Source organism: Pseudomonas sp. P39-UII1 (genome assembly GCF_039672635.1).
In the GTDB taxonomy this organism is placed as follows: Bacteria; Pseudomonadota; Gammaproteobacteria; order Pseudomonadales; family Pseudomonadaceae; genus Aquipseudomonas.
The window spans coordinates 376,990-389,680 of the sequence record NZ_JBDFPP010000004.1 but is presented as its reverse complement, the minus strand read 5'-3'; the positions used below and the strand labels follow the sequence as shown (position 1 = coordinate 389,680).

The window sequence follows — 12,691 nt, the reverse complement described above, 5'->3', positions numbered from 1 at the left end:
CCTACAAACAGATCGTTTGCGCGGCGATGCGCAAGCTGCTGCACCTGGTTTACGGGGTGGTGAAGTCGGGGATACCGTTTGACCCCAAAATCGCTCTTGCAGGGTGAGGGTCAAGACGGTATCTACAGGGTATGCGGCGCGCTCACGGGCTTTGTTCTCTGCGCGACAGCGCTGCCCGAAGGGCTGGGGAATCTCCCACAGATACCTGCCGTACAGACCCGTCGCTAACGCTGCGCGGTGCTGTGCTCGGCCGGTGGTGTCAGTTGCAGCACGCGGTTGCGGCCGCCTTCGGCCAGCAGGTAGCCGCCCTTGCCATCCGCCACGATCGACTGTGGCGCCTTGAGGAATGTCAGCACCGTGTGCTGCGTGCCATCGGCATCGACGCGCAGCAGGCGGGCGCGGTGCGTATTGTCTTCGCTGATCCACAAGCCGCGCTGGTCGCACATCAAAAAGGTGGGATGGCGCAAGCCTTCGACCACCACCGGGTCCTGGCCATCGTCAGACAGCGCACGCACCTTGCCGGTGCCTTTTTCGGTGTACAGCAGGCGGCCATCGGCGCAACGGGCCAGGCCTTCGGTTTCGGTCAGGCCCGAGCGCAGTACGTCCAACTGGCCGCTGGCCCACTGGTAACGCATCAGCCGGCCATTGCCCCTGCGGTCTTCAATGGCATACAGGTAATCGCCGTCGTTCCACAGCCCCTGCACGCTGTCCCCTTCGAACAGGTGCGTCACCTGGCCATCGCGGGACAGGCTGACCGGGGCCTGGCCGCCTTCCTGGCTGAACACCCAACCGCCTTGCGCCGCCACCATGCCGTCGGGTTTGGACAGGTTGTCGATCAGCACCACGCGCTCGCCCTGGGCGGTGATCTTGAGGATGCTGCCATGCCCATCATCCAGCTCGCGGCTGACCAGCAGGCTGCCATCGGCTTGGGGCAGCAGCGATGCGGCCTTGGCGACGTCAGTGTGCAATACCTCAACGCTCCAGCCATTGCTGGCCTGGACCGGGTAAAAGCTTTGCCAGGCAAAAAAGCCCAAGGTGGCGGTAAGCAGTGCGGCGGTGGCGGCAAGGGCAATGCGCGGGCCGCGCTGGCGCAGGATGGGCATGAAAGGGGGCTCCAAAGGTTCGCGCAGGATCCTAGCAAGAGGATGTGAAAAAATTGTCAATCGCGAAAACCCAGCCTCACACGTAATGCGAAAAAAATAAAAGGATATAAAAAGAACAAAACATTCTAACTAAATGGAATTAAAAAATTGAAAGCCAAACGCCACCTCCTTAGGCTGAGTACACCGTTTCCCACCCTGCTCAAGGATCGCTCCCATGCCCGCCCGTGCCTTCTCACCCCTGCGCCGCCTGCTCGTCGGCGGCTTGCTGGCGACCGTCGCCAGCGCCCTGCTGCCCTGGTCGAATGCCGCCGCCGATGACGGCAAGACCCTGCGCATCGGCTATCAGAAATTCAACAGCATCAACATCCTCAAAGGCAGCGGCGCCCTCGAAAAAGCCCTTGCCCCGCAGGGTGTAAAAGTCAGCTGGCACGAGTTCGCCGCCGGCCCGCAGCTGCTCGAAGCCTTGAGCACCGGCGCCATTGACCTTGGCCACGCCGCCGACGCGCCCTCGGTGTTCGCCCAGGCTGCTGGCAAGCCGGTGGTCTACCTCGCCGCCGAACAACCCTACCCACGCGGCATCGGCCTGGTGGTACGGGAACAGGACCACCTCGGCGGCGTGCAGGACCTCAAAGGCAAGCGCGTGGCCACCGGCCGCGGCTGGAACGCCCAGTACCTGTTGGCGGTGGCGCTGGAACAGGCCGGCCTGAGCTACAAGGACATCACTCCGGCCTACGTCAACAACGCCGCCGACGCGGTGGCCGCCTTGCAGTCGGGCAGCGTCCAGGCCGCCACCCTGTGGGACCCGTTCCTTGCCGCCGCGCAAAGCCAGCCTGGCCTGAAAAGCCTGCGTGATGGCAGCGGCCTGTCCAACAACCGCACCTTCTACCTGTCCACTGCCGCCTTCGCCGACCAGCACCGGGCGCTGCTCAAGACCTTCTTCGCCGAACTGGGCAAGGTCAGCCAATGGGCCAACGCCCAACCCGCCGAAGTCGCCGCGCTGCTGGCGCCGCAACTGGGCATCAACGCCAGCGTGCTGGAAGTCGCCAGCGAGCGACGCAACTACAACGCCGTGGCCATCACCCCACAGATCGTCGCCGAACAGCAGAAGCTGGCCGACACCTTCCAGGGCCTGGGCCTGATCCCGCACAAGCTGCAGGTGGCCGATGCGGTCTACCCGGCTTCCGTGCTGCCTTGAGCGGAGAACGTCAGCGATGCCCCGTCACATTCGTTTCAACGCTTTCAGCATGAACGCCGCCAGCCACCAGTCGCCTGGGTTATGGCGCCACCCGCGCAATACCAGCGTGGCCTTCAATAGCCTCAGCTACTGGACCGACCTGGCGCGCCTGCTGGAACGCGGGCTGTTCGATGCGCTGTTCATCGCCGATGTACTGGGCATCTACGACGTGTACCAGGGCCGCCCCGACGCCGCCCTGCGCGGCGGCGTGCAGGTGCCGGTCAACGACCCGCTGCTGCTGGTGCCGGCGATGGCCGGGGTCACCGAACACCTGGGTTTTGGCGTGACCTTTTCGCTGACCTACGAACACCCCTACCCCTTCGCCCGGCGCATGTCCACGCTCGACCACCTGAGCAATGGCCGCGTCGGCTGGAACATCGTTACCGGCTACCTGGACAGCGCCGCGCGCAACCTGGGCCTGGCCCGCCAGCTTGGCCACGACCAGCGCTACGACCTGGCCGAGGAATACCTGCAGGTGCTGTACAAGCTCTGGGAAAAAAGCTGGGACGACGACGCCGTGGTACTGGACCGGGAAACTGGCCGCTACGTCGAACCGTCGAAAGTGCACGCCATCGGCCATGCCGGCGAGCACTTCCAGGTGCCTGGCATGCACCTGTGCCAGCCCTCGCCGCAACGCACGCCGGTGCTGTTCCAGGCCGGCGCCTCGGCACGCGGCCAGCAGTTTGCCGCCACGCACGCCGAATGCGTATTCATCAGCGGGCCAACGCCCACCGTGCTGCGCCGCTATGCCGACGGCATTCGCCAGGCCAGCGAAGTGGCCGGCCGTGGCCGCGACGAGGTGCTGATTTACGCCCAGGCACTGCTGATCGTCGCTGCGACCACCGAGCAAGCGCAGGCGCGTTTTGCCGAATACCGCCGCTACGTCGACCTGGATGCAGCGTTGGCCCTGCTGTCGGGCTGGACTGGCATCGACTTCGCCGGCCTCGACCCGGACACCCACATCGAGTATGTCGAGAACGATGCCGGCCGCGCCGCCCTGGCGGCCTTCACCGCCGCCGACCCCAACCGCCGCTGGACCGTGCGCGAAGCCGCCGAGTTCATTGGCCTGGGTGGCCGCGGCCCGGTGCTGGTAGGCAGCGCCAGCGAGATTGCCGACCAGCTGGAAACCTGGCTCGACCAGACCGGCATCGACGGTTTCAACCTGACGTATGCCGTGCAGCCAGACGACCTGGCCAACGTGGTCGAGCTGCTGGTGCCCGAGCTGCAGCGCCGCGGCCGCTACCCGCTGGGCTATGCCGACGGCACCTTGCGCCACAAACTGTTTGGCCGGGGCGACCACCTGCCTGAAGCCCACACAGGCCGGCAGGTTCGCATTCAGTAAGCAAATACCGGGTATTACAACATTTAATTTGTGGATGACACGGGCTGGCCCCTATGCTGTCCGTGCATCCCCTGCACGCACCGGCCGGTGTGGTCCAAGGCACGGGGAGAGAACAACAAGTCGAGACCGTTCATGTCGAATCACTCCTACTTCGCCCCCCACGGTGGGCACCCAGCTCAAACCGAGCTGCTGACTGACCGTGCCATGTTCACCGAAGCCTATGCCGTCATCCCCAAAGGCGTGATGCGTGACATCGTCACCAGCCACCTGCCGTTCTGGGACAAGATGCGCATGTGGGTCATCGCCCGCCCGCTGACCGGCTTTGCCGAAACCTTCTCCCAGTACATTGTCGAGCTGGCCCCGGAAGGCGGCAGCGAGCGCCCGGAGCTGGACCCTAACGCAGAAGCCGTGGTGTTCATCGTCGAAGGCGAGCTGGACATCACCGTTGAAGGCAAGCACCACACCCTGGTACCTGGCGGCTATGCCTTCCTGGCCCCAGGCGCCGAATGGAGCCTGCGCAACAACAGCAAGTCCAACGTCACCTTCCACTGGCTGCGCAAGCACTACCAGAAGGTCGAAGGCCTGGACATTCCCGAGTCGTTCGTCACCCACCGCGACAACGCCACCGTCATCGAAATGCCGGGCACCGAAGGCCGCTGGAAAACCACCCGCTTCGTCGACATGGCCGACATGCGCCACGACATGCACGTCAACATCGTCACCTTCCAACCGGGCGGCGTGATCCCGTTCGCCGAAACCCACGTGATGGAACACGGCCTGTACGTGCTGGAAGGCAAAGCGGTCTACCGCCTGAACCAGGACTGGGTCGAAGTCGAGGCTGGCGACTTTATGTGGCTGCGCGCCTTCTGCCCGCAAGCCTGCTATGCCGGCGGCCCAGGCAACTTCAGCTACCTGCTGTACAAAGACGTGAACCGTCACGTGCACCTGACGCTGAACCCACAGCGCTAAGCCCTGACCGCTTCAACACAGCCCGCCGCCTGGCGGGCTTTGTGTTTGCCGCACATACTCAAGGGCCTACTCCCCGCGCGGTGCTCACCATGAACCGCAGCCTTTTGCTTGCCGCCCTGCTGCTCTGCACCTGCGCACAGGCCGCCGACGACTGGAACCTGGCCTACGACCGCGAAGGCATCCGCGTATACCTGCGCGCCGCTGGCGGCTCCCCCTACCAGCAGTTCCGCGGCGTCAGCACCATGAAAGCCAGTGTGCGCACCCTCACCGACCTGCAGGAGAACCTGCGCGTGGCCTGCAAATGGTTGTACGCCTGCGAGCAGATGCGCCTGCTGGACGTCGACGGCGACAGCACGTGGGTCTACCTGACCACCAACCTGCCGTGGCCGACATTGCCACGGGACATCATCCTCAAGGTCACCAGCGAGCGCCTGGACGATGGCACGCTGGTACGGCACTTGAGCGCCGAGCCGGGACGCTTGCCGGAGCAGCCAGGGCTGATCCGCGTTCAGCGCCTGAGTGGCGAGTGGATCATGAAACCGTTGGGCGAGGGCGAGACCGAGGTGACCTACCAGTTGCAGGCCGACCCGGCCGGCGATGTGCCGGGATGGTTGGCCAACCGGTTTGTGGTGGATGCACCGGTGGTGACGTTGAGGACCTTGCGGGCGGTGGCCGAGCGGCAGCGTTAGTTGCCGGGTGCATGCCATAAACTTTCGCAGCCCCACTTGAGCGCTATCGCCAAGCACCGGTTCGCACGCGCTGCATCACCACCCCCACCAGCACCACATTGATCAACGCCAGCGAGCACAGCGTCAGCAACACCCCCATCGAGCCAAAGTGCTCGAACAGGTAGCCCCCCACCAATGGCGTCAACGCCTGCCCGATCAGCGAAGGCCGCGACATGCGCCCCATTAGCAGCACATATTGCGCCGGCGGCATCATCGCCAACGGCAGCAGCCCACGCACGATCGCCCGCAAGCCATTACCGCAGCCGAATACCAGCAGCCCCACCGCGGTGGCCGCCGGTACCAGCGTCACCATCAACAGGCCCACCAGCACCAGGCTTACCCAGGCCAGCGCCGTCCAGATCGGGTGACGCTTGCCAGCCAGGATTTGCAGCACTCTCGATGCCACCTGGCTGGGGCCGAGCATCGCCGCCAGGCCGATCGCCACCGGCAGCGAATGCCCAAGGCCCTGCAGCACGGCCACCAGTTGCACGGCAATCGCCGTCATGATGATCGCGCCAATGGCGAACATGCTGGTCAACAGCAGGTAGAGCGGGCGATCCACCCCGGTTTCGGCGTTTTTCTCCTGGGACTTGCGCGCCTCGACCCGTCCTCCCGGCGGCAACACCCGCCAATACAACGGCGCTACCACTAACAACAGCACGATTGCATAGCACACGCAGGTCATGCGCCAGCCCAGGTGTTCGATGGCCAGTGCCACAGTCGGCCAGGACAGGGTCGAGGCAAAGCCGGCGATCAAGGTAATGCCGGTAATGGCCTTGCCGGCGCCGTCGCCATATAGCCCGCCAAGGGTGGCGAACAGGGCTTCGTACAGCCCCATGGCCATACCCACGCCGATCACCGCCCACGCCAGCAGAAACAGCCCCAGGCTTTGGCTGGCAGCCATGATCAGCAGGCCCACTGCTACCACCGCGCCGCTGGCCGCCATTTGCGGGCGGCCGCCGTAACGGGCGACCAGGCGGCTGGACAGCGGGGCGAACAGGGCTGACACCATCAGGCTCAGCGACAGTGCGCCATACACCCACTGGCTGGGCCAGCCGGTGTCGCGGCTGATCGGGTCGGCCATTACCGCCATGAGGAAGAATGAACCGCCCCAGACCAGGATTTGCAGGATGCCCAGGGCGACGATGCCAAGGGGCCTGGGGAATTGCGGGGTACTGGTCACGGTAAGGCCTTAGGTCATGTGCGGGGTGTCAGGGCCGGCCTCTTCGCGGGGCAAGCCCGCTCCCACAGGTTCCCGATTGCCATCGAGTGCTGCGCGGTACCTGTGGGAGCGGGCTTGCCCCGCGAAAGGGCCGGCACAGGCACCCTACCATGCCCGCCATCGATGAAATATCCCGACATATCATTGCGCGTGATAATAACCTTCGCTGCGTTCGATTCGTGCGTCACGCGCAAGGCACTCACACTCCGCCCACTACTAATACATTGGCGGAGTTCTCCATGGACCACTCACTCAAACCCTTGCGCTTTCCCCTCGCTGCCCTGGCAGTGGTGGTGCTCAGCGCTTGCGGTCGAACCCCAGACGCCGTGCAGGCTCCCGCCGCGCCCAAAGTCACCGTTGCCAAGGTGATCGAACAACCGATCAACGAATGGGACGAATTCACCGGCCGCCTCGAAGCGCCGGAAACGGTTGAAGTACGCCCACGGGTCTCCGGCCAGATCGACCTTGTCGGCTTCACTGAAGGCGCCCAGGTCAAGAAAGGCGACTTGCTGTTCCAGATCGACCCGCGCCCGTTCCAGGCTGAAGTGCGCCGCCTTGAAGCCCAGCTGCAACAAGCCAAGGCCACGGCCATCCGCAGCGCCAACGAAGCCCGCCGCGGTGAGCGTCTGCGTGACAGCAACGCCATCTCCGCCGAGCTTGCCGAATCGCGCAGCAGCGCCGCCGCCGAAGCCCGCGCCGGCGTGGATGCGATCCAGGCCCAGCTCGATCTGGCCCGCCTGAACCTCAGCTTCACCCGCGTCACGGCGCCTATCAGCGGCCGTGTCAGCCGTGCCCAGTACACCGCCGGCAACATCGTCAGCGCCGATGTCACGCCGCTGACCAGCGTGGTCTCCACCGACAAGGTGTATGCCTACTTCGACGCCGACGAGCGCGTGTACCTCAAGTACACCCAGCTGGCGCGTGAAGGCCAGCGCGGTCAGACCACCCCGGTGTACCTGGGCCTGACCAACGAAACCGGCAACCCGCACCTGGGCCAGATGAACTTCGTCGACAACCAGGTCAACCCGCGCACCGGCACCATCCGTGGTCGCGCCGTGTTCGACAACCGCGACGGCCAGTTCACCCCCGGGCTGTATGCGCGCCTGAAACTGGTCGGCAGCGCCCAGTACGACGCCATGTTGATCAACGACGAAGCCGTGGGCACCGACCTTGGCAAGAAGTTCGTGCTGGTCATGGACAAGGACAACAAGGCCACCTACCGCGCCGTCGAGCTGGGGCCGAAGCTTGAAGGCCTGCGCATCGTGCGCAGCGGCCTGGCCAAGGACGACCGCATCGTGGTCAAGGGCCTGCAGCGGGTACGGCCGGGCTCGCCCGTCACCCCGGAAGAAACAGCAATGGCCAGCGAACAGACCCTCGCCGCCCTCGCCCAGCAACGCCAGGCGCTCGAGGCCAGCAACACGGCACAGAAGGTCGCGGGCTCCACCGAGAAAGTCGCCAGCGCCCAAGCGCCACGCGGTTAAGGGATCACTCCGATGAACTTTTCCAAATTCTTCATTACCCGGCCGATCTTCGCCGCGGTGCTATCGCTGGTGCTGCTGATCGCAGGTTCGATCTCGCTGTTCCAGTTGCCGATCAGCGAATACCCGGAAGTGGTACCGCCTACCGTGGTGGTGCGCGCCAACTTCCCCGGCGCCAACCCCAAGGTGATCGGCGAAACCGTCGCTGCGCCCCTGGAGCAGGCGATCACCGGAGTCGAGAACATGCTGTACATGTCCTCGCAGTCTACCGCCGATGGCAAGCTGACCCTGACCATCACCTTCGCCCTGGGCACCGACCTGGACAACGCGCAGGTACAGGTGCAGAACCGCGTCACCCGCACCCAACCCAAGCTGCCGGAAGAAGTGACGCGTATCGGTATCACCGTCGACAAGGCCTCGCCCGACCTGACCATGGTCGTGCACCTGACCTCGCCGGACCAACGCTACGACATGCTCTACCTGTCCAACTACGCCATCCTCAACATCAAGGATGAGCTGGCGCGTTTGGGCGGCGTGGGCGATGTGCAGCTGTTCGGCATGGGCGACTACTCGCTGCGCGTGTGGCTCGACCCGAACAAGACTGCTTCGCGCAACCTGACCGCCAGTGACGTGGTCGCGGCCATCCGCGAGCAGAACCGCCAGGTAGCGGCTGGCCAGTTGGGTGCCCCGCCCGCCCCCGGCTCAACCAGCTTCCAGCTGTCGATCAACACCCAGGGCCGCCTGGTCAACGAGGAAGAATTCGAGAACATCATCATCCGTGCCGGTGCCGATGGCGAAATCACACGCCTCAAGGACATCGCCCGGGTCGAGCTCGGTTCCAGCCAATATGCCCTGCGCTCGCTGCTGAACAACCAGCCGGCCGTCGCCATCCCGATCTTCCAGCGCCCAGGCTCCAACGCCATCGACATCTCCGACGAAGTCCGGGCGAAAATGGCCGAGCTGAAGAAGGATTTCCCGGAAGGCATGGACTACAGCATCGTCTATGACCCGACCGTGTTCGTGCGCGGTTCCATCGAAGCGGTGGTGCATACGCTGTTCGAAGCGCTGGTACTGGTGGTGCTGGTGGTAATCCTGTTCCTGCAGACCTGGCGCGCCTCGATCATCCCACTGCTGGCTGTGCCGGTGTCGCTGATCGGTACCTTTGCCGTGATGCACCTGTTCGGTTTCTCACTTAACGCGCTGTCACTGTTCGGGCTGGTATTGGCGATCGGCATCGTGGTGGACGACGCCATTGTCGTGGTGGAGAACGTCGAGCGGAACATCGGGCTGGGCCTGAAACCCCTGGAAGCCACGCAAAAGGCCATGAGCGAAGTGACCGGGCCGATCATCGCCACGGCGCTGGTGCTGTGCGCCGTGTTCGTACCTGCCGCATTCATTTCCGGCTTGACCGGGCAGTTCTACAAGCAGTTCGCGCTGACCATCGCCATCTCCACCGTGATTTCGGCATTCAACTCGCTGACGCTGTCGCCGGCCTTGGCTGCGGTGCTGCTCAAAGACCACCACGCACCCAAGGACCGTTTCTCGCGGTTCCTCGACAAACTGCTGGGCAGCTGGCTGTTCGCCCCGTTCAACCGCTTCTTCGACCGTGCGAGCCACCGTTACGTGGGTGGCGTGCGCCGGGTCATCCGTTCCAGCGGCATCGCCCTGTTCGTGTATGCAGGCCTGATGGGCCTGACCTACCTGGGCTTCTCGTCCACTCCGACCGGTTTTGTGCCGGCCCAGGACAAACAGTACCTGGTGGCCTTCGCCCAGCTGCCGGACGCCGCCAGCCTCGACCGTACCGAGGCGGTGATCAAGCGCATGAGCGAAATTGCCCTGAAGCAACCGGGCGTTGCCGACTCGGTGGCCTTCCCGGGGCTGTCGATCAACGGCTTCACCAACAGCCCGAACAGCGGCATCGTGTTCACCCCGCTCAAGCCGTTCGATGAGCGCAAGGACCCCAGCCAGTCGGCTGCGGCCATCGCCGCCGCGCTGAATGCCCAGTTCGCCGACATCCAGGACGCCTACATCGCGATCTTCCCCCCGCCGCCGGTTCAGGGCCTGGGCACCATTGGCGGCTTCCGCCTGCAGATCGAGGACCGCGGCAACCTGGGCTACGAAGCGCTGTACAAGGAAACCCAGAACATCATCGCCAAGAGCCATAACGTGCCGGAACTGGCGGGCCTGTTCACCAGCTATCAGGTCAACGTTCCGCAGGTCGATGCTGCCATCGACCGGGAAAAGGCCAAGACCCACGGCGTGGCGATCACCGACATCTTCGACACCCTGCAGGTTTACCTGGGCTCGCTGTACACCAACGACTTCAACCGCTTTGGCCGCACCTACCAGGTCAACGTCCAGGCCGAGCAGCAGTTCCGCCTCGATGCCGAGCAGATCGGCCAGCTGAAGGTGCGCAACAACCTGGGCGAGATGATCCCGCTGGCGACCTTCCTCAAGGTCAGCGACACCTCCGGGCCTGACCGCGTGATGCACTACAACGGGTTCATCACCGCGGAAATCAACGGTGCCGCAGCCCCAGGCTACAGCTCCGGCCAGGCCGAAGCGGCCATCGAGAAGCTGCTGAAAGAGGAACTGCCCAACGGCATGACCTTCGAGTGGACCGACCTGACCTACCAGCAGATCCTCTCCGGCAATACCGCGCTGCTGGTGTTCCCGCTGTGCGTACTGCTGGCGTTCCTGGTGCTGGCGGCCCAGTACGAAAGCTGGAGCCTGCCGCTGGCGGTGATCCTGATCGTGCCGATGACCCTGCTGTCGGCGATTACCGGGGTGATCGTCTCCGGTGGCGACAACAACATCTTTACCCAGATCGGTTTGATCGTACTGGTGGGCCTGGCTTGCAAGAACGCGATCCTGATCGTCGAGTTCGCCAAGGACGAGCAAGCCAAGGGCCTCGACCCGCTGGCCGCGGTCCTGGAAGCCTGCCGCCTGCGTCTGCGGCCGATCCTGATGACCTCGATCGCCTTCATCATGGGGGTGGTGCCGCTGGTGTTCTCCTCCGGTGCCGGCTCGGAAATGCGCCATGCCATGGGTGTCGCGGTGTTCTCGGGGATGATCGGCGTGACCGTGTTCGGGCTGTTCCTGACCCCGGTGTTCTTCTTCCTGATCCGCCGTTTCGTCGAGCGTCGCCAGGCCCGCAAGGCCGAACGCGTTCAATCGCTGGAGAGCCACGCATGAACCTGCTCAAACCCCTGACCCCGAGCTTGCTGGCATTGGCCCTGGCAGCCTGTGCGGTAGGCCCGGATTACCAGGCGCCGGCCACTGAACCTGCACATCTGAACAGCACCGTGCAGGCCAAGGCCTTCGACCGTAGCCGCTTCGAGAGCGTGTGGTGGAAGCAGTTCGACGACCCGGTACTGAACCAGCTGGTACAGGCGTCGCTGGACGGCAACCGTGACCTGCGCGTGGCCTTTGCCCGGCTCAAGTCGGCACGGGCGATCCGCGATGATGCCGCCAACGACCAGTTGCCGGTGGTCACCAGCCGCGCCAGCAGTGAAGTCGGCAAGGGCCAGGTGCCCGGCGAGACCGAGCAGCGGGTCAACAGCGAGCGTTACGACCTGGGCCTGGACATGGCCTGGGAACTCGACCTGTTCGGCCGCATCCAGCGCCAGATCGAAGCCAGCGATGCCCAGGCCGACGCCGCCCAGGCCGACCTGCAACAGCTGCAGGTCAGCCTGATCGCTGAGCTGGTCGATGCCTACGGCCAACTGCGTGGCGCGCAATTGCGCGAGAACATCGCCGTGGCCAACCTCAAGACCCAGCAGGAGTCACGCACCATCACCGTGACCCTGCGCGACGCCGGGGTCGGCAACGAGCTGGATGTGGTGCGTGCCGATGCGCGGCTGGCCGGGGTCGAAGCCACCGTGCCGCAGCTGCAGGCGGTACAGGCACGGGCGCGGCATCGCATCGCCACCCTGCTCGGCCAGCGCCCGGACGCCCTGACCGTGGACCTCTCGCCCAAGGCCTTGCCGGCCATCGCCAAGGCGCTGCCGGTGGGCGACCCGGGTGAGCTGTTACGGCGCCGCCCGGACATCCGCAGTGCCGAACGGCAGCTGGCCGCAGCCACTGCCAACGTTGGCGTGGCCACGGCCGACCTGTTCCCGCGGGTGAGCCTCAGCGGCTTCCTGGGTTTCACCGCCGCGCGCGGCTCGCAGATCGGCTCCTCGGCGGCTAACGCCTGGGCGCTGGGCCCCAGCATTACCTGGGCAGCGTTCGACCTGGGCAGCGTGCGGGCCCGCCTGCGCGGCGCCAAAGCCGACGCAGAAGGCGCCCTGGCCAATTATGAGCAGCAGGTGTTGCTGGCACTGGAAGAATCGGCCAATGCCTTCAGCGACTATGACAAAACCCAGCAGCGGTTGTTGTCGCTGATGCGCCAGAGCGATGCCAGCCGCAAGGCGGCAGAGCTGGCGTCGGTACGCTATCGCGAAGGCACCGTGGACTACCTGGTGCTACTGGACGCCGAACGTGAACGGCTGAGTGCCGAGGACGCGCAGGCGCAGGGCGAAGTCGACCTGTACCGCGGCATCGTCTCGATCTACAAGGCCCTTGGCGGTGGCTGGCAGCCGGAGACAGTCGCCAGCGCGCGCTGACTCGTCCC

Annotated in this window: 9 protein-coding genes; 7 read left to right on the top strand and 2 right to left on the bottom strand. The window is 64.9% G+C overall.

The genetic code is table 11. From position 1 onward, the window contains the following. Nucleotides 1–224: 224 nt before the first annotated feature. Nucleotides 225–1,103: a hypothetical protein gene (locus tag ABEH27_RS08805; protein WP_346613192.1), complete on the bottom strand. Its 879-nt coding sequence runs from the start codon at nt 1,101–1,103 to the stop codon at nt 225–227. 214 nt (nt 1,104–1,317) lie between these two features. Here ABEH27_RS08805 and ABEH27_RS08800 point away from each other — a divergent pair, with 214 nt between their 5' ends. From ABEH27_RS08800 to ABEH27_RS08785, 4 genes are all read left to right on the top strand, one after another. After that, the gene (locus ABEH27_RS08800) at nt 1,318–2,298 is read left to right on the top strand and encodes an aliphatic sulfonate ABC transporter substrate-binding protein (RefSeq protein WP_346613191.1); all 981 of its coding nucleotides are present in this window, start codon (nt 1,318–1,320) and stop codon (nt 2,296–2,298) included. Nucleotides 2,299–2,314: 16 nt separating this feature from the next. Next, nucleotides 2,315–3,679 (top strand): LLM class flavin-dependent oxidoreductase, encoded by a 1,365-nt coding sequence (locus tag ABEH27_RS08795; protein WP_346613190.1) that lies wholly within the window; start codon nt 2,315–2,317, stop codon nt 3,677–3,679. Nucleotides 3,680–3,811: 132 nt separating this feature from the next. Then, nucleotides 3,812–4,648 carry a bifunctional allantoicase/(S)-ureidoglycine aminohydrolase gene (locus ABEH27_RS08790; protein WP_008093910.1) on the top strand — a complete coding sequence of 279 codons (837 nt, stop codon included), beginning with the start codon at nt 3,812–3,814 and terminating at the stop codon, nt 4,646–4,648. Nucleotides 4,649–4,737: 89 nt separating this feature from the next. Further along, nucleotides 4,738–5,337, top strand: coding sequence for an START domain-containing protein (locus ABEH27_RS08785; protein WP_346613189.1), 600 nt, complete (start codon nt 4,738–4,740; stop codon nt 5,335–5,337). 43 nt (nt 5,338–5,380) lie between these two features. Here the strand turns inward: ABEH27_RS08785 and ABEH27_RS08780 are convergent, their stop codons facing one another. Further along, nucleotides 5,381–6,508, bottom strand: coding sequence for an MFS transporter (locus ABEH27_RS08780; RefSeq protein WP_346613203.1), 1,128 nt, complete (start codon nt 6,506–6,508; stop codon nt 5,381–5,383). A 329-nt stretch (nt 6,509–6,837) separates the two neighbouring features. Between ABEH27_RS08780 and mexE the strand changes: the two genes are divergently transcribed. Genes mexE through ABEH27_RS08765 form a run of 3 tightly spaced genes read left to right on the top strand, consistent with a single transcriptional unit; the run spans nt 6,838 to nt 12,683 of the window. Next, nucleotides 6,838–8,079 carry a multidrug efflux RND transporter periplasmic adaptor subunit MexE gene (gene mexE / locus ABEH27_RS08775; RefSeq protein WP_346613188.1) on the top strand — a complete coding sequence of 414 codons (1,242 nt, stop codon included), beginning with the start codon at nt 6,838–6,840 and terminating at the stop codon, nt 8,077–8,079. Between the two features lie 12 nt (nt 8,080–8,091). Continuing rightward, nucleotides 8,092–11,271 carry an efflux RND transporter permease subunit gene (locus ABEH27_RS08770; protein ID WP_346613187.1) on the top strand — a complete coding sequence of 1,060 codons (3,180 nt, stop codon included), beginning with the start codon at nt 8,092–8,094 and terminating at the stop codon, nt 11,269–11,271. Next, nucleotides 11,268–12,683: a TolC family protein gene (locus ABEH27_RS08765; RefSeq protein WP_346613186.1), complete on the top strand. Its 1,416-nt coding sequence runs from the start codon at nt 11,268–11,270 to the stop codon at nt 12,681–12,683. The genes ABEH27_RS08770 and ABEH27_RS08765 overlap by 4 nt, the downstream gene beginning before the upstream one ends. Nucleotides 12,684–12,691: the final 8 nt, after the last annotated feature.

Bases quoted from the DNA above. Each gene is read 5' to 3' on its own strand.
- mexE (WP_346613188.1), top strand. From the start codon at position 6,838: ATGGACCACTCACTCAAACCCTTGCGCTTTCCCCTCGCTGCCCTGGCA.
- ABEH27_RS08805 (WP_346613192.1), bottom strand. From the start codon at position 1,103: ATGCCCATCCTGCGCCAGCGCGGCCCGCGCATTGCCCTTGCCGCCACC.
- ABEH27_RS08800 (WP_346613191.1), top strand. From the start codon at position 1,318: ATGCCCGCCCGTGCCTTCTCACCCCTGCGCCGCCTGCTCGTCGGCGGC.
- ABEH27_RS08770 (WP_346613187.1), top strand. From the start codon at position 8,092: ATGAACTTTTCCAAATTCTTCATTACCCGGCCGATCTTCGCCGCGGTG.
- ABEH27_RS08790 (WP_008093910.1), top strand. From the start codon at position 3,812: ATGTCGAATCACTCCTACTTCGCCCCCCACGGTGGGCACCCAGCTCAA.
- ABEH27_RS08785 (WP_346613189.1), top strand. From the start codon at position 4,738: ATGAACCGCAGCCTTTTGCTTGCCGCCCTGCTGCTCTGCACCTGCGCA.
- ABEH27_RS08765 (WP_346613186.1), top strand. From the start codon at position 11,268: ATGAACCTGCTCAAACCCCTGACCCCGAGCTTGCTGGCATTGGCCCTG.
- ABEH27_RS08795 (WP_346613190.1), top strand. From the start codon at position 2,315: ATGCCCCGTCACATTCGTTTCAACGCTTTCAGCATGAACGCCGCCAGC.